Source organism: Pseudomonas kielensis, assembly GCF_030505375.1.
Lineage (GTDB): Bacteria > Pseudomonadota > Gammaproteobacteria > Pseudomonadales > Pseudomonadaceae > Aquipseudomonas > Aquipseudomonas kielensis.
Window position 1 is genome coordinate 5,127,882 of record NZ_CP130043.1, and the last position, 22,776, is coordinate 5,150,657.

The window sequence follows — 22,776 nt, forward strand, 5'->3', positions numbered from 1 at the left end:
GACTGTCACGTGACACTTCTAGCCTGAGGCAACTCCAACCCACTCCCTGGATTGCCATGAAACCTCTGCGCTCATTTCTGCGTGTCGCCAGCATCGCCCTTACCCTGACCGCCGCCGGCCTCGCCAGCGCCAAAGACCAACTGACCATTGGCCTGATTCCGTCCGAAGACTCCCAGGCGATGATCGAAGCCAGCAAACAGGTGCTCAGCACCCTGGAAAGCCGGTTGGGCATGCCGGTGGTGCCCTTCGTTGCGACCGACTACAACGGCATCATCGAAGCCCTGCGTGCCGGCAAGCTCGATGTGGCGTACCTGGGCCCGTTCTCCTACGTCCTCGCCACTTCGGTGGCCAATGTCGAAGCCTTCGCGGTCGCCGTCACCCGCAAAACCGGGCAAAGCGCCTACAAGAGCGTGATTGTCGCGCGCAAGGACAGCGGCATCCGCGAGCTGGCGGACCTCAAGGGCCGTACCTTCGCCTTTGTCGACCCCAGCTCGGCGTCCGGCCACCTGTTCCCCAAGGCGGGCCTTGAGCAGGCCGGGTTCGTGCCGGCGCAGCTGTTTTCCCGGGTGATCTTCTCCGGCTCCCACGACGCCAGCATCCTCGCCGTGGAGAACCGCAAAGTGGACGCCGCGGCGGTAGCCGACCGGATTTTTGCCAGCGCGGTGAGCAAGGGCCTGGTCAAGCAGGACGACTTCCAGGTGGTCTGGAGCTCGCGGCCGATTCCCGAGTCGCCGATGGTCTGGCGCAAGGACCTGGACCCGGCCCTGCAACAGAAAGTCGCCAGCGCCCTGGCCTCGATCAAGGATGTGCCGTGGGGTGACCAGGGTGTGCTCGACGGCTTCCAGCCCACCAGCGACGCGGCCTACGACGTGGTGCGCGACACTGCCAAGGTGCTCGATCTGGATTTGCGGAGCATGAAATGATCAGCATCCGCCAATTGACCAAGCACTACGGGAGCAACCCGGTGCTGCGCGGTATCGACCTGGACGTCGGCCAAGGCGAGTTCGTGGTGATCCTGGGGCAATCCGGCGCCGGCAAGTCGACCTTGCTGCGTTGCATCAACCGCCTGGTCCAGGCCGACTCCGGCACCCTGCAGGTGGCCGGCATCGATGCCCGCTCCTGCCGCGATCCGCGGACGCTGCGCCGCCAGGTCGCGATGATCTTCCAGCACCACAACGTGGTGCCGCGCCTGAGCGTGCTGAAGAATGTCCTGACCGGACGCCTGGGCGCCGTATCCACCTTCAGCTCAGTCCTGCAGCTGTTCCGCCAAGCCGATGTGACACTGGCCAGGCAATGCCTGCAACGGGTGGAGCTGGAGCACAAGGCCAACGAACGCACCGACGCCCTCTCCGGCGGGCAGATGCAACGGGTCGGCATTGCCCGCGCCCTGGCCCAGTGTCCCCAGGTGATCCTGGCGGACGAACCGGTGGCCAGCCTCGACCCCAAGACCGCTCGCCTGGTGTTGCAGTACCTGCGCGATGCATCGCGGGAACTGGGGATCACCGTGCTGTGCAACCTGCACCAGGTGGATTACGCCCGTGAGTTTGGCGACCGGATTGTCGGCCTGGCCCACGGTCGCCTGGTGTTCGACGGCCACCCGGCGAGCATGGGTGAGGCTGACCTGCAACGCATCTATCCCGGCCAGGACCCAGCGCCTGACGCCCAACCCGTGGCCAGCGCCCTGGCGCTGGTGCCGTGCAGCGAACCGAGGGCTTGAGCATGCAACCGAACAACTACCTGTGGACCGTGGACCGACCGCGCAGCGCGCGGAGCTGGCTGTTTAGCGCGGCGCTGGTCCTGACAGTCGTGCTGACCCTGCACTGGAGCGCCGAGGGCGCGCAGCTCAGCGTCGCGGAACTGGCCGGCGGCCTGCCGCAAATCGGCGACTTCCTCGCCCGCACTATGCCCCCGGACCTGAGCATCCTCCCGCGATTACTGGCCCCGGCCATCGAAACCCTGCAGATCGCCATCTGGGGCACCCTGCTTGGCGTGCTGCTGGCGATTCCGTTGTCGTTCCTGGCGGCACGCAACCTCAGTCGCAACCGCCTGGTGTTCCACGCCACGCGGCAGTTTCTCAACGTCACTCGCAGTATCAACGAACTGATCCTGGCCTTGATCTTTGTCTCGGCGGTGGGTTTGGGCCCCTTTCCCGGCGTGCTGGCGTTGGCGCTGCATGGCATGGGCATGCTGGGCAAGTTCTTCGCCGAGAGCATCGAGGAAATCGACCAGGGCCCCATCGAGGCCTTGCAGGCCACCGGGGCACGGCCGTTGCAGGTGATTGTGTTTGGTGTGCTGCCACAAGTCATCACGGCCTGGATTGCGGTGATCCTCTACCGCTTCGAGGTCAACCTGCGCTCGGCCACCGTGCTCGGCATGGTCGGCGCCGGCGGCCTGGGGTTCGAGTTGGTGAGCAGCCTCAAACTGTTCAAATACGAACAAACCGCCACCTGCATCATCGTCATTACCTTGATGGTGGTCATCGCCGACGCCGTGTCCGGCAGGCTGCGCAATGCGATCCAGCGCGGTTCCAGCCACTGAGCGTACCTGCACCAACGGCTGCGGGCTGTTATCGGCCCCGCCGATTCAAACCTGCGATTTATCGATTTGAGCTGTTGGCGAGTGCCCCCGAGTATGGGGCCACTCTCGCCAACAACAATAAGGAACTCCCTGATGACCGCCCGATTCCACAACCCGGTTGACACTCGTTTCGGCTGGGGCAGCCTGCAACAGTTGGCCGCCATTACCCAACAGCACAAGGTCGCGTTGGTGACATTCCCCGAGGCGCGCGGGCTGGGCCTGGTGGCGCGCATCGAAGAACTGCTGGGCGAGCGCCTGGTGTACGTGATTGAAGACGTGCAGCCCAACCCCGACGTGGCACACCTGCGCGATACCTATGAACGCTTTTGGGCTGACGCCGACGACTGCAGCATGGTCATCGCCGTGGGCGGTGGCAGCGCCATCGACACCGCCAAGGCCCTGATCGTCGGCACCGAGTCGGGGCGCTTCGACGAATTGCTGGCCCTGTTGGCAACCGGCAAACCCTTTGTCCCGGCGCGCAGCAAACAGCTGATCGCCGCGCCGACCACCGCCGGCACCGGCAGCGAAGTCACCCCCTGGGCGACCATCTGGGACAGCGCCAGCCTGAAGAAGTACTCGTTGCACCTGGACTGCACCTGGCCCAAGGTGGCGATCATCGACCCGCAACTGATGTTGACGGTGCCGGCCAGCGTCACCGTCTCCACCGGCCTGGACGCCCTGTCCCACGCCCTGGAGTCGATCTGGAACGTCAACGCCAACCCGATCTCCGACACCTTCGCCATGGCCGCCATCGCGGACATCCTCGACTGCCTGCCACGGTTGCTGCGCGACTTGTCCAGCCAGGAATTGCGCACGCGCATGGCGCTGGCGGCGCTCAAGGCCGGTATGGCGTTCTCCAACACCAAGACCGCACTGGCCCACTCCATTTCCTATGAAATGACCCTGCGCCACGGCCTGCCCCATGGCATCGCCTGCTCCTTCACCCTGCCCCTGGTGCTGGGCCTGGCCTGGGGTCACGACCAGGAGCGCGACCAGACCCTGCAACGGATTTTCGGCAGCGACCTGGCCAAGGCCCAGGCCCAGTTGCGCGACCTGCTGCACAGCGTGGGCGTGAAGACCGAGTTTGCCGACTACGGCGTCACCGCCCAGGACGCCGAGGCCATCATCCAGTTCGCCCTGCAGGGCGCGCGCGGCAAGAACTTCATCGGTTGCCAGGCGGCCTAGATCCAGCGTTCACCCAACACGCACTGCCTGCGGCGCCACCGGCCGCGGCGATTTCCTGCGGCACCGGTAAATCGGTGTCACCCTCGGGCGATGGCTCGAGGGGCGAACAATAATAAGGAAAAGATCATGAATCGTGCCCAAACCCTGCCGGGTCTCGCTACCCACACGGCTTCGTTCCGCGTCGCCCAGTGGCGCATGTTGCTGGCGGCGATGTTCTGTTACCTGTTTTTCTACACCGGCCGGCAAACCTTCGGCTTTGCCATTCCCGGGATCCAGGCCGAGTTCGGCCTGAGCAAGGAAACCCTCGGTTGGGTGTCGGCCGCCATGCTCTGGGCCTACGCCATCGGCCAGGCCATCAACGGCAACCTCGCCGACAAGTTCGGTGGCCGGCGGATCATGACCCTGGGCGCCGTGTTGTCCTGCGGCGCCAACTGGGTGACCAGCTTCTCTGCCGGGTTTGCCAGCCTGATCCTGCCCTGGGGCATCAACGGCTACTTCCAGGCCTTGGGCTGGGCGCCCGGCAGCCGGCTGATCTCCAACTGGTGGAGCGCTGGCGAGCGCGGCAAGGTCTATGGCTTTTATGTGTTTGCTGCCGGGTGCGCCTCGGTGCTGTCCTACGTGACCTCAATCGTGGTGCTTGAGGTGCTGCAGACTGGAGTGGCGCTGGATCTTCCGCTTGCCGGTGTTGCTGATGCTGGCCGGCGGCATCCTGTTCTACTTGATTGCCCGTGAGCGCCCGCAGGACCTGGGCTTCGAGCCGCTGGCCGACACCGGTGTGGCCAATGCCGCGGACAAACAGCACGAGGTGGCGCAAGGCGAGGTCGAAACCTCCGCGCAACGCTACAAGGCAGTCCTGAAAAATGCCCGGCTGATCGTCGCCGCAGTGTCCCTGGGTTTCCAGAACGCCGCCCGCTACGGCCTGATCGTCTGGGTGCCGGTGCATTTTCTCGGCGCCGACTGGAAAAGCGGCGACAGCCTGGTGGATCCGAAATGGATCACCGTGGCCCTGCCGGTGGGCATGGCGATCGGCGCGCTGACCAATGGCTGGGTGTCGGACAAGCTGTTCGGCTCCAAACGTTACCTGGCGATCATGCTCTACATGTTCCTCGGCGCGGCGACCAGCCTGTGGATGTGGAGCCTGCCGCCCCACAGCATGATCGGCCTGGTGGCGCTGTTTCTCTGCGGATTTTTTGTCTATGGCCCGGCTTCCAGCTTCTGGGCCCTGTGCCCCGACCTGGTCGGCGCCAAACGGGCGGGCACGGCCACCGGGGTAATGAACTTCTCCTCCTATCTGTTCGCGGGCCTGGCGGAACCCTTGATCGGCAGTATGCTCGACAGTACCGGCAATACCTCGCTGATCTTCATCGTGGTGACCGCGGCCTGCCTGTGCAGTGCGCTGGTTGCGCTGTTCATCCGGCGTTGATGGCCCGGCACTCCGTTTCGACTCACAGGCAGGCGCATTCATGTACCAGTACCACAAGTGGCTCCGATCCTTTCACGCCGTGGCCAAGACCGGCAGCTTCACCCTGGCGGCCGACTACCTGTGTATCGGCCAGCCAACGGTCAGCGAGCAGGTCAACGCCCTGGAGAAGAAGTTCTCGGTGGAACTGTTCCACCGCCGTGGCCGCTTTATCGAAATGAGTGCGGCCGGACACCAGCTCTACGGGATCACCCAGGGCCTGTTCGGCCAGGAGGACGAAGCCGTGCAACTGCTGCACAGTTTCAAGCAACGCAAGACCGGCATGCTACGCCTGGGGGCGGTTTCACCGCCTATCGCGATGAACCTGACCTATGAACTGATGCAGCAGCATCCGGACATCGAGCTGGAAACCTCCTTCAGCCCGGAAAAGGAAACCCTGGCGCGGCTGTTCAATTTCGACATCGACGTGGCGATCCTTGCCCTGTCCGAATTCGACCAGCGTTTCGACACCCAGCTATACCGACGCTACCCGATCATCGCGGTGGTCCGTGACGACCATCCCTGGGCGCAGCAGGAACAGGTGCATGTCGAGCAGATCAGTGCCGAGAAATGGGTGCTTCGCGAGAAGAGCTCGCGGACCCGGCAACTGGTTGAGGAAAGCTGCAAGCGGCTGAACGTCGAACTCAACTGCGTGATGCAATTGAACAGTCGCGAAGCCATTGTCCACGCCATCGCCAAGGGCATCGGTATTGGTTTTGTCTCGGCTGTCGAGTACGCCCACACCCCGGGCACCACTCCCATCACGTTCGTCAATCACCCGTTCGCCATCGACTACCACCTGTGCTGTCTGGGCATCCGTCGCCACCGACCAATGATCGCGGAGCTGTTCGACTCAAGCCCGATACCGGCCACCTGATAACCCTGTCCCACCTTCACCCCTGCGCCCTGCTTCCTTGCACGAAGGACGGCCACCCCCTACCCACACACTGGAGATTTCCCATGCACTATCAACAACCGACCCACTTGCAAGCCGTGGTCCTGGACTGGGCCGGCACCGTCGTCGACTTCGGTTCCTTTGCCCCTACGCAGATTTTCGTCGAGGCCTTTGCCGAGTTCGGCGTTGCCGTGTCCCTGGAAGAGGCCCGCGGCCCGATGGGCATGGGCAAGTGGGACCACATCCGCACCCTGTGCAATCAACCGCAGATTGCCGAACGCTACCGTGCCGTGTTCGATCGCCTGCCGACCGATGCAGACGTCACCGCACTTTATGAGCGCTTCATGCCGCTGCAGATCGAGAAAATCGCCCTGCACTCGGCCCTGATCCCGGGCGCCCTGGAGGCCATCGCCGCACTCCGCGAGCAGGGCCTGAAAATCGGTTCCTGCTCCGGCTATCCGGCGGTGGTGATGGCCAAGGTGGTAGAACTGGCCCGAGCCAACGGCTACGTCGCCGACCATGTGGTGGCCACCGACGAAGTGCCCAACGGCCGTCCGTACCCGGCCCAGGCCCTGGCTAACGTGATCGCCCTGGGCGTCAGCGACGTCGCGGCGTGCGTCAAGGTCGACGACACCTGGCCGGGCATCCTCGAAGGCCGCAGCGCCGGCATGTGGACAGTCGCCCTGACCTGCTCCGGCAACGCCCTGGGCCTGACCTACGAACAGTTCCAGGCACTGAGCCCCGAGCAACTGGCCGATGCCCACGCCCGCATCAGCCAGACCTTCGAAGGCGCCCGCCCGCACTACCTGATCGACACCATTGCCGAGTTGCCGGCAGTAATCGAGCAGATCAACGCCCGCCTGGCGCGGGGCGAAACGCCACAAGGCGCCTGAGCCACGCGTGCACCTCAAGCGCGTTGAGTGCTTGAGGTGCATTGGACTTCATATACTGGGCAGCGCGACTGGTTGCACTGACATGCGTGGCATAACCCGGTATCTGTCCCGGCGCTCCAGCCTTGTCCCAGTGATGCACCAGGCTTCGACTGGAAATGCCGAGGGCTGTTTTCAGTTTGGAATGGTCGTCCATCAAGCTATTTAAACTTTATCAGCACGACTGCAATTCCCATCCAAGTGCAGGAAATGATCATTATCGTCAAATCGATAATCAGAAGACGTTTCAAGCGAGTAGGAAAGTTTTTAAGATCGATAGGGTCTAGTTCACCGATGCGAAGTGATGCCCATGGCCACACCACCATTCCGGCGATTTTTGATATCTCCAACAGGGACCAAATAAAACCTCGCTTTCCCAGGCTAGGTCCCCAGATATAGACATAACGACTGTTCTTCAAGGCCTCCTTAATGGCGTCCAATTGACGGTTGCTCAGGTATAGACTGAACGCAAGACCCGCAGCTGCAAGCAGGCTCCACCCACCAGTAACAATGATCGCAATCCAGGGAGACCACGTGTCGATACTGGTCATGGTTGTGTAACCTCGTAAATTTTCTCCCCCATGTATTCGCCAGCCTTACCACCGTACTCCGTACCCACCCATGCCCCCGTCCCCACTATGGCCGCGACACAGACAACGCCCCCGATACCTGTAGATACGCCAATTGCCACGCAAATCGGACTTGCGGCAGAGATGGCAATCCTCCCGCTCACGGCACCAGCAAAGGTGGACAAGCCAAACTTCCCTCCCTCCGTAAACCTCACCTTCTCGCAAGCCGCCCCCGAATCGCCAATACATACCTCCTGAATCGCCAACAACGAGGACACCCCGCCAATACCAATCCCGATGTAACCGCCCGACTGCATATATTGGGCAGCACGACTGGTAGCGCTGACATGCGTGGCATACCCCGGTATCTGTCCCGGCGCCCCGGCCTTGTCCCAATGATGGACCAGGCTTCGACTGGAAATGCCGAGGGCTGTTTTCAACTTGGGGTGATCGCCCAGGGTGGTCTGGCCGCGCAGCCGCGTCGAGTTCAGCAAATGGGCATCCAACTGGCTGATCAGGTGCCTGCGATCGGCGAAGAACTGCGGCGATTTGAGGTGACCATGCTGGCGATAGCTTTCCTGATGCAAGCGCTCCATGGCCTGGAGCGTGTCACGCAGCCTGCTCACGTGGTTTTCCATGACCAGAGCACTGACGCCAAGCCAGGTTGAGGTGTGACCGGTAAAGCTGGCGATTTCAGCAGCGTGGCGAAAGCGAAAATCGGCCTCTTGCGGCGTCAGGGGATCAAGGGTCGCCTTGACCTGTCGAGCGGCCTGCATCAGTTGCGCTTCCTGGTAGGTACAGGAGGGGTTGTTCGGATCGCTGAGCACGATCATCGAACCCGCTTTGACCTCCCCCATACCCGGGTTGAGCGCCTGAAACTTGCTCATCACAGCCCAATCACGCACCGGGAAAAGCGTGGCCTCCAGTGCTTCACGGGTCATGCTTTTGGGTACCACATAGAAGCCTGGCTCCTGAGGTTCCAGACGGTTGAACACTGACGCAGCTGGCTGGCTCGACGGGGAGAAGGCGGATTGCCGCGGCGCTTGCGAGGGGCTGGTGACTGCTGAAGAAGCGGGTTGATCGGCTGTTCTTGTCGTTTGCGGTGCAGCGCTTGATTGCTCAGACGCGATCACTCGGTTGCGGCCCTTGGGACAGCCGCAGTGGATCCCTGCGCCGTCCAGCGCCGTCGCAATCCCCATCCACTTCATTGCAGGCTGGCTTTCAACGATTACGCCGATTTCTCCGCACAGCGGACAAGGTGTGGTTTTATCCCCGAGCCGCAGGACGCCCCGGCCGCCTTGTGTCGCATTGGGCAGGCTGCTGATACACACCGCGCCGGTGGTGGTCAGATCACCGTGCAGACCTTGTCTTATACCGTTGACGCTGGCTCGGATCATGATTCAGCCCCCGCTCGAAGGTAGCTGGCTGGCTTGTTGAAAGCGGCAAGCGGCTGCTCGATAACGGGTGGTTTTTTCCAGCGTTTGGAGAAGCTCTAGGGAGACATCGTCCGTGTACAACAGGGGCAGTGCGGCTTTCATGTTTATGATCCAGATCCTTGGGTGTTTTTTGGCTGCCTTACTCTTGTCACGCCAGTGAGAACGATGGGCGCGAGACCAATCGGCCGATGACCATGAGTAAGAGGATGTGATTGACAGGCAGCACCCTGAAGATGTGAATGTTGGTAGTAAATAGGTCGTTTCCCTGATGCTTGTGGGAAACGTATTAAGTTAGCCGTCCGCGTACGAGTGCAACGTCATAGTCGTGGTGGCTACGCGTGTTCCCAGGGCTGGCGCCTTGTCAGACTCGATCCTGGCGCAGCCACTCGATGAACAGCGCAAACAGCTCTGACTGGGAGTTGATCGCCAACTTCAGGTACAGGTTCTTGCGGTGCATGCGCACAGTTTCCGCGGCGATTCGCAGTTCGTTGGCGGTCGACTTGACCGAGTGGCCGCGCAGCACCATGTGCGCCACTTCACGTTCACGCTCGGTCAGTACCTCACTACCAAAATGCTCGAAGGCGTGCTGGATACTGGGTTTGAGGTCAACCGTCGCAGGCACGGCCACAGTGTCCTGTTGCGTGATCAGTCGGTTGCACTGGGCGAACTGGCGGATGAACTGGCGGACCATGGGTTCGACCGCGCGGAGCAGGTCCAGTTGCCCGGCACTCAAGGCCTGGCCGCCAAAGCCCTGGAACAGGCTCAGGGACACCTTGCTCCGGTTGCCGACATCGACAATGAAATAACTGTCTTCAGAACAACCGCCCTTGAGGTAGTAGGTCTTGTAGTAGTCGCTGTCGAAAAAGTCGTCCGGGGCGATTTCTTCCAGGTGGTAGAAGCCTTCCGCCAGGCCCTGCTCCACTGCCAGGCAAAACGGGTCGAGCAGATAGCCGCCGGCAAAATAGCGTTCGATTACCGACTCCCGGTACTGCTCGGGGATGCCTTGCAGGTACAAGGATTGGGGTGGCTGGTCCTTGCGCTCCAGGCTGATCATTACCGATTCCACCGACACCAGGTGCCCCAAGGCCTGCGCCAGGCAGCGCAGCGCATCCGCGGAGTCGATCCGGGTAAAGGCGTGCGCAAGCCCGGCGTGCCATTGATGTAGGGCACGCCAGGGCATGGCGATCAGTGTGTGGTCCTGGGCTTTACTCATGCCGCGCAGTCTAGCCGGGGAGCCAGGACTGCGCATAGGCAGGCTGCTGCTCATCGCCCGGTGTACAGGTCCAGGGCCTGGAGTTCGGCGGCGACCTCCAGGATGCACTCGCGCAGGGTCTCGACGATTTCGTCGACCTGGGCGTGGGTGATGATCAGCGGCGGCGACATCACATTGAGGTGCATGATCGGCCGCACCAGCAATCCCCTGGCCTGGGCCCGCAGGTGAATCCGTTCGCCGATGTTGACCTCGTCGGCAAACAGCGCCTTGCTGGCCTTGTCGGCGACGAATTCGACACACGCCATGAGCTTCTCGCAGCGCACATCACCCACCAGTGGCAAGCCCCGCAGGGTGTCCAGGCGTTGTTCCAGGTAGCTGCCCACGTCCTGCACGTGGGCCAGCAGGTTCTCGCGCTCGATGATCTCGATGTTCTTCAGCGCCGCGGTGCAGCACACCGGGTGGCCGCTGTAGGTGAACCCGTGAGTGAAGCAGCGACCCTGGCCGGGCTCGGCGATCACGTCCCAGATCCGCGTCGAGAAAATGCACGCCCCCAGCGGCAGGTAGGCCGACGTCAGGCCCTTGGCGGTGGTAATGATGTCCGGCTGCACGCCGAACAGCTCGCTGGAGGCGAACCACTTGCCCAGGCGGCCGAACGAGGTCACCACTTCATCGGCGACAAACAGGATGTCGTGGGCCTGGCACACCTGCCACATGCGCTGCAGATAACCTTCAGGGGGAATGATCACCCCGCCGGACCCCATGATCGGCTCGGCAAAAAACGCCGCGACCCGGTCGGCACCGATGCTGTGGATCTTGTCTTCGAACTCCTGGACCAGGAATTCGAGGAACTGCGCTTCGTCCATGCCATCGGGCGCGCGGTAGGGGTTGGGGTTGGAGACGTGATGAATCAGCTCATGGGCGTAGTCGAACTCCGGCACCCGGTCGGCGGCCTTGTTGCCGATCGACATCGTCAGGCAGGTCGAGCCGTGATAGGCGTTGTAGCGGGCAATGATGTGTTTTTTCTGCGGCTTGCCACGGCAGTTCTGGTAGTACTGGATCAGTCGATAGGCGGTGTCGACCGCGGTCGAGCCGCCGGTGGTGAGGAACACGTGGTCGAGATCGCCGGGGGCCAGGCTGGCAAGCTTTTCGCAGAGCTGGATCGCCACCGCGTTGGCCATGTCGGAGAACGGATTGGCGTAGGCCAGTTGCCGTACCTGATCGGCAATCGCCAGGGCCATCTCCTCGCGCCCCAGGCCGATGTTGGTGCACCACATGCCGCCCACCGCATCGAGAAAGCGCTGGCCTTGGCTGTCGTAGATATAGGCGCCGTCGCCGGCGACGATGTTAAGTGCACCGTTTTGCCGGTGTTCATCGAACACGTGGTAACCGTGCATGTGGTGGGCCTTGTCGGCCTTGACCAGTTGGGCGTTATCGAACGTGTTGAAGAACTCGGGGTTGGGCGTGGTCATGGCAAAGGTCTCGAAGGTAATGATCAATCCGCTGGGATATCAAGGTGGGAGCGAGCCGGCGCTGACTCAGAGCCCGGTCTTTACCGTGCTCCAGACCCGGGTGATGGCCCGCATGTCCTTGGCGTCCTGGGTCTTCTGCGCGAACAGCCGTTCACGGGTGGCGGCGTCGGGGTAGATCGCCTGGTTGTCACGCACCTCGGGCTGCAGCAACGCGGTGGCGGCCTGGTTGCTGTTGGCGTAATGGATGTAGTTGCTGACGTCGGCCATCACCTGGGGTTGCAACAGGTACTGGAGGAACGTGTGGGCGTTGGCCACATGGGGCGCGTCGCCGGGGATGTACATATTGTCGAACCAGATCAGCGAGCCTTCCTTGGGCACGAAGTACGCCAGGTTGATCTTCAGCTTGGCCTCCTCCGCTCGGGCCTGGGCGGTGGCGTAATCGCCGGACCAGGTCATGGCCATGCAGACATCGCCATTGGGCAGGCTGGTGAGGTAGTTCACCGAGTCGAATTTCTTGATGTAGGGGCGTACCGACAGCAGCAGGTCCTGGGCGGCCTTGAGGTCGGCCGGCGCGGCGCTGTGGGGATCGCGGCCCAGGTAGGTCAAGGCCAGGGGGATGACTTCGGTGGGGGCGTCGATCAGGGTCACGCCGCAGTCGGCGAAACGCGAGACGATCTTTGGATCGAAGATCATCGCCAGCGAACCGATGGGCGCATCGGGCATGCGGGCCTTGATCATGTCGACGTTGTAGGTCACGCCGTTGCTGCCCCAGGTGTAAGGCGCCGAATAGACCACGCCGCTGTCGTAGCCCTGCAAGTCTTGCAGCACCTTGGGGTCCAGGTTGCTCCAGCCCGGCAGTAGCTGCTTATCCAGGGGCTGGAACACCTTGGCCTTGATCAGCGGCGGCACCAGGGAGGCATTGAGCACCACCAGGTCATACCCGGAATGGCCGGTGAGCAACTTGGCCTGCACCGTCTCGTAGGCATCGAAGGTGTCGTAGATGACCTTGATCCCCGTGGCCTGCTCAAAATCGGCCAGGGTCTTTTCACCGATGTAGTCCGCCCAGTTGTACAACCGCAGCGTATGGGCGTCGTTCACCTCGGCGGCATGCACCGCCCAGGACATGGGAGCAAGCAACAGACTGGAAAACACGCGTAGTGCCTTGCGCATTGCACATTCCACCTTATGAGCAGGCTCGGCTCTGGATGAGCGGGCGTGCCTACTATTGGAGGATTTGCGCGAAGGCACCATACCCCGAAAGGGGGTGAACGGCCGCACCACCAAACGCAGAACCGTAGCGGCTGCCGAGCCCGCGAGGCTGCGAGGCTGCGAGGCTGCGTTAACGGCCGCAGGACGTTCATTCAACGTGGCACTACATCCGCCGGGGGTCGCTACGCAACCCAACGCAGCCTTCGGCAGCGGCTACAACGCACTTTCCGTCAGACCGCCAGCACGCTGCAGGACGCCTGGTACAGCAGGTGCTCGGTGGTGCTGCCGATGAGTTTTTCCAGGCCCCGCGACTGGTTGCGGCCCAGGACCAGCACATCCACCTGGTGCTCATGGGCAAATTCGGCCAGCACCCGGACCGGGTCGCCGCTGATGAAGTGCCGGTGCTCCGGCGCTACGCCAAACCGCTCGGCGGTGTCGAGAAAGGCGTTTTCCAGGTCCCGGCGCAACTCCCGGGTCAATTCCCCCAGCGCCAGCCCGGCGCCGCCCAGGTCGCCGAGAAAGTCCGCGGCGATGTCACAGGCACTGATCAGGTGCAGTTCGGCATCACATTGCAACGCCAGGCGTTCGGCCTGCTTGATGATCCGCGCGTTGAGCTGCTGGTTCTGTGGTTGGTCGTTGGCGCTGTCGATGGCGGCCACGATCTTGCGCGGCAAAGCCTGCGTCTGGTCGCCCACCAGGTAGGTCGGCACCGGGCAATAGCGCAGCAGGTGCCAATCCATTGGGGTGAAGAAGGTGCGCTTGAGCAATGGCTCCTGCTGCACTTGCTTGATCAGCAGGTCCGGTTGCAGTTCGCTGACGTGCTCCAGGATGTCGCGTTTGAGGTCTTCGGACCAAGTGGTATGGGCCGTGACCTCGACCCCGCTGGCCCGCAACTGTTGCGCCTGTCCCTGGAGCCAGTCGTCCTGTTCCTGCAGATAGCTGACCCGCGCGCTGGCCCAGTCATCGCCCTCCAGCAGGGTCAGGATGCCCAGGGACTTGATCAGCGCGACGATGTGCAGGCTCGCGCCACTGGCTCCGGCCAGCGCTCCGGCCTGCTGGATGGCGGGCGACTCGCGCAGGGCCGGGTTGATGATCAGCAGCAGGCGTTGGTACTGGCTCATGGTCGGGTTCTCGGATGAAGTTATGTTCAGTATTGACCCAAGACTGCACCCGTGGCGGTTTAGCGTATTGATCCCGATCAAGGCCGGCGGCGCTGGCCAGCCAGCGCCTGTGGATCGCGGCTCAGGCCGTGGTTGGAGTCCGCGGATACAACTGCTCGTCAAACTGCGCCAGGCGCGGGAACACCAGGGGCTGTTCATCGGCCAGGTGCTGCAGGCGCTGGTCGTACTCCACCAAAAATGCCTGGCGCGCTTCATCGCTGATGTAGGGCACATGCCAGGCGACGAAGGGTTCCAGGACATCAAAACCGACGTAGGCCAGGGTACCGCGCAGGATCGGCCGCAGCATGTCCTGCAGGGGACCGTGGATCGCGTCCTCGCCAAACATGTGCTCACGCCCGCCCAGGGTCACGCTGACCAGGGCCTTCTTGCCACTCAAGCCACCCTGGTCGTAGAAGCGTTTGCCGCCGTAGCAGACGCCGGACACCAGCACCCGGTCGATCCAGCCCTTGAGCATGGCTGGGGCGGAGAACCAGAAGATCGGGAAGTTGAGGATCAGCAGGTCGGCCCACAGCAGTTTGTCCAACTCGCCCTGGATGTCCGCGGCCAGGGATTGGCTCTTGACCCCCAGGCGTTGTTCCAGGGCGTAGACCAGGTAGTCGGGGTTTTCCCGCGAGGAGAAGTCCTGGCTGCTGGCCACCGGGTTCCAGTTCATCGCGTACAGGTCGCTGACCTGCACCTCGTGGCCCTGGGCCTTGAGGGTGGTCACGGCCTGGTCACGCAGGGCCGCGGTGAAGGAGTTTGGTTCAGGGTGAGCGTGGACGATCAGTACTTTCATGAGGCTTCCTTAGACGTCTGCAAGCGTCGGCGTTGAAGGGTGTGCGGCGCGCGTGGCCAGCAACCGGTCGAGCCAGTCGGGGTCCATTTGCGGTTCGGATGAAAACAGCAGCCCGGTGTAGTCCTGGTGCGGCGGGGTGAAGATGGCATCACGGGAGCCGTGGTCCACCACCCTGCCCCTTTGCATCACCAGCACTTCGTCGGCAATTGCCCGCACCGTGGCCACGTCGTGGGTGATGAACAGGTAGGCGACGCCCAGTTGCTGTTGAATGCGGTTGAGCAGTTTCAGTACGCCTTCGGCCACCAGTTGGTCGAGGGCCGAGGTGGCTTCGTCGCAAATGATCAGTTGAGGGTCGGCCGCCAGCGCCCGGGCGATGCAGATTCGTTGCTTCTGCCCGCCGGACAATTCCCGGGGCTGACGCTCCATGAAGGTTGCCGGGTCGAGCTCGATCATCTCCAGCAACTCGGCAACCCGGGCCCGCAGTGCCTTGCCCTTGAGGCCCAGGTAGAAGGTCAGCGGCCGACCGATGATATCGACGATGCGCTGGCGCGGGTTGAGCGCCGTGTCGGGGATCTGGTAGATCATCTGGATCCGGCGCAGTTGTTCCTTGCTGCGCTGGCGAAAATCCGCCGGCAGCGGCTGGCCGTCGTACAGCACCTGGCCCGCCGTCGGCGGCAGCAGGCCGGTGATCAAGCGCGCGGTGGAGCTTTTGCCGCTGCCGGACTCCCCGATCACCGCCAGGGTCTGGCCGCGGTACAGGCTCAGGGACACATCGTGCAGCACCGGCTGCTGGCCATAGCTGGCGCAGCTGTTGCGCAACTCCAGCAAGGGCTGCTCCTGCTGTGGCAAGGGCTTGGGTTCGGTGCGGAAACTGCGCACCGCCCACAGCGACTTGGTGTAGTCCTGCTGCGGGGCGTCGAGCATCTGCCGGGTCTGGGCCTCTTCCACCAGCTTGCCGTGGCGCAGCACCATGATCCGGTCGGCCATCTGCGCCACCACTGCCAGGTCATGGCTGATGTAGATCGCGGCGCTGCCGTACCTCGTCACGGCATCGCGAATCGCCGCCAGCACCTCGATCTGGGTGGTGACGTCCAGGGCCGTGGTCGGTTCATCAAAGATGATCAGGTCCGGGTGGCAAGCCATGGCCATGGCGGTCATGACCCGCTGCAACTGGCCTCCGGAGACCTGGTGCGGATAACGCTGGCCGATCTGCTCGGGGTTGGGCAGGCGCAGCACCCGATACAGTTCGACGGCTTCGGCCATGGCTTGCGCGCGGCTGATGCCGGCGTTCTGCACGGCGGTTTCCACGTGCTGGTCAATCAAGCGATGGGCCGGGTTGAATGACGCCGCCGCACTCTGCGCGACATACGCGATGCGCAGCCCCCGCAGCTTGCGCAGGGTCTCGGGCTTGGCGGCCAGCAGATCGATGCCATCGAACTGCAGCGATCCGCCGGTGATCCGGCAGCCATCGCGGGTGTAGCCCATGGCGGCCAGGCCGAGCGTCGACTTGCCGGCCCCCGACTCGCCGATCAGGCCCAGTACTTCACCCCGTTGCAGGGTCAGGTCGATGCCCTTGATCAACGGATGCCAGGCGTCCTCGTAGTGACCTTCGATGTGCAGGTTGCGGATTTCCAGCAGCGGTTTGGCGGTATTCATCTTCAGCATTCCTTGAGACCGCTGGATTTGTGCAGCATCCAGTCGACGACGAAGTTGACGCTCACCGTGATCAACGCCACGGCCAGGGCGGGCAGCAATGGGCTGATGTCACCGAAGGTGATCAGCACCGCGTTGTCGCGCACCATGCTGCCCCAGTCAGCCGTGGGCGGTTGAATACCCAGGCCCAGGAACGACAACGCGCTGATGAACAGAAACACAAAGCAGAACCTCAGGCCGAATTCGGCAATCAGCGGCGCCGCGGCATTGGGCAGCACCTCGCGGGTCACCAGCCACCACAGGCCTTCACCCCGCAGCCGCGCGGCCTCGACGAAGTCCTGGACCACCACGTTCATCGCCACCGCCCGGGACAGGCGGAACACCCGGGTTGCGTCCAGCAGCGCGATCACCAGCACCAGCGAGGTGGCCGTGGTGCCGACCACGCTGAGGATCAGCAAGGCGAAGATCAGTTGCGGAATGGCCATCAGGATGTCCACCACCCGCGACAAGCCCTGGTCGACCCAGCCGCCCTTGATCGCCGCCACCAGCCCGCTCAAGCCACCGAGCAGGAACGCCAGTAGCGTAGTCAGGAAGGCGATCCCCAGGGTGTTACGGGCGCCGTAGACCAGGCGGCTGAACATATCGCGGCCCAGGTTATCGGTGCCCAGCAGGAACTCCCCGCCCCAGGGCGCGAAGCCCTCGCCCACCACCTGGGTTTCGCCGAACGGCGCCAACAGGGGAGCGAACAGCGCCACCAGGATGTACAGCACAATCACCAGCAGGCCGAACTGGGCGCTCAGCGGCGCCCGGAGCAATTGTTTAAGCAGGCTCATGGTCTACCCCTTCGGATGCATCAGGCGTGGGTTACTGGCAATCGACAGCACGTCGGCGCTGGTATTGAGCAGGATGTAGGTGGCCGCGAAGATCAGGCTGCAGGCCTGCACCACCGGGATGTCGCGCTTGGCCACCGAGTCCACCAGCAGTTGGCCAAGACCGGGGTAGACAAACACCACCTCGACCACGACTACCCCCACCACCAAGTAGGCCAGGTTCAGCGCCACCACGTTGACGATCGGCGCCAGGGCGTTGGGCAAGGCGTGGCGAAAGATGATCCGCGCCGGGCTGATGCCCTTGAGCCGGGCCATTTCGATGTAGGGGCTGGCCAGCAGGTTGATCAGCGAGGCGCGGGTCATGCGCATCATCTGCGCGATCACCACCAGGCTCAGGGTCGCCACCGGCAGCACCGAGCGCTCGAGGATGGTGCCCAGCGAGGCGTCCGGGGCCAGGTTGGAGATGCTCGGGAACCAGTTGAGTTTCACCGCGAACACCAGGATCAGCAGGTACGCCACGAAGAACTCAGGGAACGACACCGCGCTCAAGGCCGAGGTGTTGAGCAAGCGGTCGAACCAACTGTTGCGATACAACGCCGCGAGCATGCCCAGGAGCAAGGCCAGCGGTACCGAGACCAGCGCCGCCAGCAGCGCCAGGCTGAAGGTGTTGCCCAGGCGGCTGCCGACCAGGTCGGCGATCGGTCGCTGGTTGGCCAACGACACCCCCAGGTCGCCCTGCAGCAACTGCCAGATCCAGTGGCCGAAACGGCTCAGCGGCGGCATGTCCAGGCCCAGTTGGGCACGAAATGCGGCGACGGTTTCCGGGGTCGCCGACTGGCCGAGCATGGCCTGGGCGATGTCACCCGGGAGCATGCCCACGGCGAGGAAAATAATCACCGAGACGGCAAACAATGACAGCAGGCCGAGTGCCAGGCGCTGCCCTAACAACCTGAAAATACTTCGCATCGTGCGGTTCCTTGAATTGGGCACGCTAGTGAAGATTGCAAATTCCACTGTAGGAGCGGGCGCCCGCTCCTACAGGGATGTTCAGTGTTTCAACGGTTGCATCAGGCCTGCCACCAGCGCTCGATCACCCGCAGCCCGTCCAGCTCGCCATACGGCGCGGTCTGGCCGCCATGGTTGACACGCTTGGAACGGGCCGCCACGGAGCTGGCGAACAACGGCACGATCGCCCCGCCGTCGTCGCGGCACAGCGCCTGCATTTCGTTGTACATCTCGCGGCGCAGCGGTTCGTTCATCTCGCCCCGGGCGGCATTGAGCAATTGGTTGAAGCGTGGGTTGTCCCAGTGGGTTTCGTTCCAGGCCGCGCCCTTGGCGTAACCGATGCTGAACATGCGGTCGGCGGTCAGGCTGCTGTACCAGAACGAGGTGGTGAAGGGTTGCTTCATCCACACGTTGGAGAAAAAGCCGTCCGCGGGCTCGCGCACCACGTCGATGTCGATCCCGGCGGCCCGGGCCTGCTCCTTGAACAGCACCGAAGCGTCCACGGCCCCGGTGTAGGCGGCATCGGACGCTTGCAGGCGTACCTTGAGCGAATCCATGCCGGCCTGTTTCAGGTGGAAACGCGCCTTGTCCGGGTCGTAGCTGCGTTGCTCCAGCGCGCTGTTGATGAACCGGCTGCCGGGCTGGATCGGGTGGTCGTTGCCCACCAGGCCGTAGCCGTAGAGCACCGAGGCCAGCAGGGTTTCGCGGTTGATCGCGTGTTTCATGGCCAGGCGCACGTCGTTGTTCTGGAACACCGGGCTGTCGGTGAGCATGGGGAAGGTGTAGTGCTGGGCGCCCTTGGTTTCCTCGATCACCAGGTTGGGGTTGCGCTTGAGCAGGGCCACGGTCTTGAGGTCGACCTTGTTGATCACGTCCACCTGGCCGGTCACCAGGGCGTTGACCCGCGCGGCGCCATCGGCAATGGCGATCAGTTCGGCACTGGCGAAGTGCGCCCGGCCGGGTTTCCAGTAGTCGGGGCTGCGCTCCAGGGTCATGCGCACGCCCGGCTCGAAGTCCTTGAGCCGATAGCCGCCGGTGCCGACCGCGGATTGCCAGTCCGGCACGCCGTCCTTGCTGGGCATGATCACCAGGTGGTAGTCGGCGACCACATAGGCGAAGTCGGCGTTGCCCGAGTGCAACTCGAACACCACGCTGTCCGGTCCCTGGGCGCTGACGTTGGCGACATCGCCGAGCACGGTCTTGGCCGCCGACGTGGACTTCTCGCCCAGGTGGTGCTGGATCGAGGCCACCACATCTTCGCTGCTCAGGCTCTTGCCATTGTGGAAGGTCACGCCCTGGCGCAGCTTGAAGATCCAGACCCGCGCGTCGGGGCTCGACTCCCAGCTCTGCGCCAGTTCCGGAATGGCGGTGCCGTCGACGGCGATTTCGCTCAGGGTGTTGTACACCGCCGAGAAGCCGACGAAGGTGAAGGTGTCGCTCCAGGAGCCGGGATCACGCGAGTCGGTGGTGCTGCCACCGGCCAGGCCCAGGCGCAGCACGCCACCGGGCTTGGGGGTCGGGTCCTGGGCAAATGCGCCAAACGGCAAGCCCATGGAGAAGGCACCGGCCACCGTGGCCGCAGCCGCGCTGTATTTGAGGAAGTCCCGGCGCGGGAAGCTGTGCGCATGGTTCGCTTGAGTAATCTTGTTGTTGTTATCGCTCATTGCATGGCCTCTGATCAAAAGCTGCGTTGTTAATCGATTACCGGTCCAACTCCACGCAAGGCACCGGGCCATGGCCCGGTGCAAACACTCTGTGTGGCGTCGACCGTCACACCTGGATCGCCTTCACTTCGACGAATTCATTGAGCCCCTCTTCCCCCCACTCCCGGCCATTGCCGGATTGTTTGTAGCCGCCGAACGGCGCCTGATAGTTGAACGCCGCGCCATTGATAAAACACTGGCCTGCGCGCACTTGCCGGCCCAGGTGCAATGCCCGCTCGGCGCTGCCGGCCCAGACGGCGCTGGACAGGCCGAAAGGCGAGTCGTTGGCGATCTGCAACGCGTGCGCTTCATCGGTGTAGGGGATCAGGCACAGCACCGGGCCGAAGATCTCTTCCTGGGCGATGCGCATGCGGTTGTCGACATCGGCGAACAGGGTCGGCGTGACGTAGAAGCCACGCTCGAACGCCGCCTGGTCACCGCCACACACCCGTCGCGCCCCTTCTTGCTGGCCGACGCGGATGTAGTCCTGCACGGTGCGCCGTTGCGCCGCCGAGCACATCGGCCCGAGAAAGCTCTGTGGATCGAGTGGATCACCCATGACCAGGCCAAGGGTCTGCTCGCGCGCCATTTCCACCGCCTCGGCGTACCGACTGGCGGGCAAGAGCATGCGCGTCAGGGCGGTGCAGGTTTGTCCGGAATTGATCATCACGTCCTGTACGCCGTACTGCACGGCGGCGGCCAGGTCGGCGTCCTCGGCGATCAGCAGCGGCGACTTGCCCCCCAGCTCCAGGCACACCCGCTTGACCGACGGTGCCGCAGCCTGGGCCACGCGCACCCCGGCGCCGGTGGAGCCGGTGAACGACACCATGTCGACATCCGGGTGCTTGGCCAAAGCTTCACCGACTTTCGAACCCGGCCCGCTGATCAGGTTGAACACCCCGTCCGGCAGGCCGATGGCCTCGATCATCTGCGCCAGCAGGAACGCGTGCAGCGGGGTTTCCTGACTCGGCTTGACCACCACGGTGCACCCGGCGGCCAGGGCCGGTGCCAGTTTGCCCAGCAGTTGATGCAGCGGGTAATTCCACGGATTGATAAAGGCGCAGACGCCCACCGGTTCACGGATCACCAGGGAATTGCCGACCTCGCGGACCTGGTCCATCAGGCCCGCCAGCTCCGCGTATTGCTCCAGGCCAATGATCGGCCCTTCCACTTGCACCGAGCGGCACCATTGCACCGGCATCCCCAACTCGCGGGTGATCACGGCCGCCATCTCGTCCGCCCGCAGCCGCAGTTGTTCGGCCAGTGCGCGGATGTAGCCGGCGCGCACACTGGAAGCGGTGCGTGACCAGGGCCCAAACGCCCGCCGCGCCGCCGCCACTGCGCGCTCGACGTCCTGTTCATCGCCCAGCGGCACGCGGCCGGCGATTTCTTCGGTGGCCGGGTTGATCACCTCGGCCATGCCCTGCCCCGACGGGGCCAGCCAGCGGCCATCGATGTACAGCGAACGGTGATCAAGCATGGGCCTGGGCCTCCATCAATTCATGGGCACAACGGGCGATACGCTGGCAGGCCTCGCGCAGTTGTTCGGTGTCGACCACCAGGCCCAGGCGGATATGCCCGGCCGCACTGGGGCCAAAGGCTTCGCCGGCCAGGACCGAGACACCGTGGCGCTCCAGCAGGCGGTCGGCAAACGCCTGGGCGCTGAGCCCGGTGGCGCGGATGTCGAGCATCACGAACATCCCGCCATCGGGTTTCAAGGCCCGCACCCCGGGGCAATCGGCCAACACGGCGCAGACCAGGTCGCGACGCTGGCGATAGGCCTCGCGCATCACCGCCAGTTCCGGCAAATGGTTGTCGAGGGCGACCACGGCGGCGTCCTGGACGAAATCCGGCAGGCCGTAGAGCATGCACAGCGCAAGGTTTTCCAGGTGCGAAGCGAGTGCCGGTGGTGCCACCACCCAGCCGATCCGCCAGCCGGTCATGGCGTGGGATTTCGACAGGCTGTTGAGGGTCGCGGTGCGCTCTGCCATGCCCGGCAAACTGGCCGGGCTCAGGTGTTCGCCGTCAAATAGCAGCTCGCTGTAGACCTCGTCGGAGATCAGCCACAGGTCGTGGCCGATGCACAGTTCGGCCAGGGCTTGCCAAGTACTTCTCGGCAGGCTGGCCCCCGACGGGTTGTGCGGGCTGTTGAGCGCCAGGGCCCGGGTGCGCGGGGTGATGCGCGCGGCGACGTCTTCGGGCATCACCCGAAAGCCGTTCTCGGAACGCACCGGCACCGGGATCACCACGGCGCCGCAGGCACCGAATACCGCTTCATAGGTGACGTACATGGGTTCGGCGACCAGCACTTCATCGCCCGGGTTGAGCACGCACTGGGCCACGCTGAACAGCGCACATTGGGCGCCGGCCAAGACGATCACCTGTTCGCTGGTGACCGCCTGGCCGCTGCGCGCCTGGTGCCGGCGAGCGATGGCGTCACGCAGGGTGCGTTTGCCGCGCACATCGGCGTAGTGGGTGTTGCCCGCCAGCAGGCTGTCGATGGCGGCCTGCACGATGGGCGCCGGGGTGTCGAAATCCGGGTCACCCACCGACAGCAGCAGAATGTCATGGCCCTGCTCGCGCAAGGCCAGAGCACGGTAGTGAATATCCCAGGCGGCGGCGCCGTCTCCGGCGATACGTTGGGTCAGATCGGAAAAACGCATGGTGCTGCCTCCGTCAAACAAACCA

Annotated in this window: 19 protein-coding genes and 1 pseudogene; 7 read left to right on the forward strand and 13 right to left on the reverse strand. The window is 63.6% G+C overall.

What is annotated here, in order from left to right:
- Nucleotides 1-56: 56 nt before the first annotated feature.
- From phnD to phnX, 7 genes and pseudogenes are all read left to right on the forward strand, one after another.
- Nucleotides 57-923 carry a phosphonate ABC transporter substrate-binding protein gene (phnD, locus tag Q1W70_RS23870; RefSeq protein ID WP_166592959.1) on the forward strand — a complete coding sequence of 289 codons (867 nt, stop codon included), beginning with the start codon at nt 57-59 and terminating at the stop codon, nt 921-923.
- Nucleotides 920-1,717, forward strand: coding sequence for a phosphonate ABC transporter ATP-binding protein (gene phnC, locus Q1W70_RS23875; RefSeq protein WP_166592960.1), 798 nt, complete (start codon nt 920-922; stop codon nt 1,715-1,717). Before phnD ends, phnC begins: the two co-directional genes overlap by 4 nt.
- A gap of 2 nt (nt 1,718-1,719) precedes the next feature.
- Nucleotides 1,720-2,538 (forward strand): phosphonate ABC transporter, permease protein PhnE, encoded by an 819-nt coding sequence (gene phnE, locus Q1W70_RS23880; RefSeq protein ID WP_166592967.1) that lies wholly within the window; start codon nt 1,720-1,722, stop codon nt 2,536-2,538.
- 132 nt (nt 2,539-2,670) lie between these two features.
- Nucleotides 2,671-3,762 carry an iron-containing alcohol dehydrogenase PsrA gene (psrA, locus tag Q1W70_RS23885; RefSeq protein WP_166592961.1) on the forward strand — a complete coding sequence of 364 codons (1,092 nt, stop codon included), beginning with the start codon at nt 2,671-2,673 and terminating at the stop codon, nt 3,760-3,762.
- Between the two features lie 126 nt (nt 3,763-3,888).
- Nucleotides 3,889-5,185: pseudogene (locus Q1W70_RS23890) on the forward strand (MFS transporter).
- 40 nt (nt 5,186-5,225) lie between these two features.
- Entirely contained in the window at nt 5,226-6,098 is an 873-nt protein-coding gene (locus tag Q1W70_RS23895) for a LysR substrate-binding domain-containing protein (RefSeq protein ID WP_166592963.1), read from the forward strand.
- 83 nt (nt 6,099-6,181) lie between these two features.
- A complete protein-coding gene (gene phnX / locus Q1W70_RS23900; RefSeq protein ID WP_166592964.1) occupies nt 6,182-7,009 on the forward strand; it encodes a phosphonoacetaldehyde hydrolase in 828 nt (275 codons plus the stop codon).
- Nucleotides 7,010-7,206: 197 nt separating this feature from the next.
- Here the strand turns inward: phnX and Q1W70_RS23905 are convergent, their stop codons facing one another.
- From Q1W70_RS23905 to Q1W70_RS23965, 13 genes are all read right to left on the reverse strand, one after another.
- Nucleotides 7,207-7,596, reverse strand: a complete 390-nt coding sequence (locus Q1W70_RS23905) for a hypothetical protein (RefSeq protein WP_166592966.1) — start codon at nt 7,594-7,596, stop codon at nt 7,207-7,209.
- Nucleotides 7,593-9,011 carry a PAAR domain-containing protein gene (locus tag Q1W70_RS23910; RefSeq protein WP_302098154.1) on the reverse strand — a complete coding sequence of 473 codons (1,419 nt, stop codon included), beginning with the start codon at nt 9,009-9,011 and terminating at the stop codon, nt 7,593-7,595. Before Q1W70_RS23910 ends, Q1W70_RS23905 begins: the two co-directional genes overlap by 4 nt.
- A gap of 400 nt (nt 9,012-9,411) precedes the next feature.
- Nucleotides 9,412-10,263, reverse strand: coding sequence for a helix-turn-helix transcriptional regulator (locus Q1W70_RS23915; RefSeq protein ID WP_166592928.1), 852 nt, complete (start codon nt 10,261-10,263; stop codon nt 9,412-9,414).
- A 50-nt stretch (nt 10,264-10,313) separates the two neighbouring features.
- A complete protein-coding gene (locus tag Q1W70_RS23920) occupies nt 10,314-11,732 on the reverse strand; it encodes an aminotransferase (RefSeq protein WP_166592927.1) in 1,419 nt (472 codons plus the stop codon).
- A 66-nt stretch (nt 11,733-11,798) separates the two neighbouring features.
- Entirely contained in the window at nt 11,799-12,902 is a 1,104-nt protein-coding gene (locus Q1W70_RS23925) for a polyamine ABC transporter substrate-binding protein (protein WP_166592926.1), read from the reverse strand.
- A gap of 269 nt (nt 12,903-13,171) precedes the next feature.
- On the reverse strand, nt 13,172-14,062 hold the full coding sequence (locus Q1W70_RS23930; RefSeq protein ID WP_166592925.1) for a universal stress protein: 891 nt from the start codon (nt 14,060-14,062) through the stop codon (nt 13,172-13,174).
- Nucleotides 14,063-14,183: 121 nt separating this feature from the next.
- Nucleotides 14,184-14,897: an NAD(P)H-dependent oxidoreductase gene (locus Q1W70_RS23935; RefSeq protein ID WP_166592924.1), complete on the reverse strand. Its 714-nt coding sequence runs from the start codon at nt 14,895-14,897 to the stop codon at nt 14,184-14,186.
- Between the two features lie 9 nt (nt 14,898-14,906).
- Nucleotides 14,907-16,553, reverse strand: coding sequence for an ABC transporter ATP-binding protein (locus Q1W70_RS23940; protein ID WP_182340326.1), 1,647 nt, complete (start codon nt 16,551-16,553; stop codon nt 14,907-14,909).
- A gap of 2 nt (nt 16,554-16,555) precedes the next feature.
- On the reverse strand, nt 16,556-17,383 hold the full coding sequence (locus Q1W70_RS23945; protein ID WP_166592922.1) for an ABC transporter permease: 828 nt from the start codon (nt 17,381-17,383) through the stop codon (nt 16,556-16,558).
- A 3-nt stretch (nt 17,384-17,386) separates the two neighbouring features.
- Nucleotides 17,387-18,346, reverse strand: a complete 960-nt coding sequence (locus Q1W70_RS23950; RefSeq protein WP_185819092.1) for an ABC transporter permease — start codon at nt 18,344-18,346, stop codon at nt 17,387-17,389.
- 101 nt (nt 18,347-18,447) lie between these two features.
- A complete protein-coding gene (locus tag Q1W70_RS23955) occupies nt 18,448-20,049 on the reverse strand; it encodes an ABC transporter substrate-binding protein (RefSeq protein ID WP_166592920.1) in 1,602 nt (533 codons plus the stop codon).
- A gap of 106 nt (nt 20,050-20,155) precedes the next feature.
- Nucleotides 20,156-21,568: an aldehyde dehydrogenase family protein gene (locus tag Q1W70_RS23960; RefSeq protein ID WP_166592919.1), complete on the reverse strand. Its 1,413-nt coding sequence runs from the start codon at nt 21,566-21,568 to the stop codon at nt 20,156-20,158.
- Nucleotides 21,561-22,751 (reverse strand): pyridoxal phosphate-dependent aminotransferase, encoded by a 1,191-nt coding sequence (locus Q1W70_RS23965; protein WP_182340320.1) that lies wholly within the window; start codon nt 22,749-22,751, stop codon nt 21,561-21,563. The genes Q1W70_RS23960 and Q1W70_RS23965 overlap by 8 nt, the downstream gene beginning before the upstream one ends.
- Nucleotides 22,752-22,776: the final 25 nt, after the last annotated feature.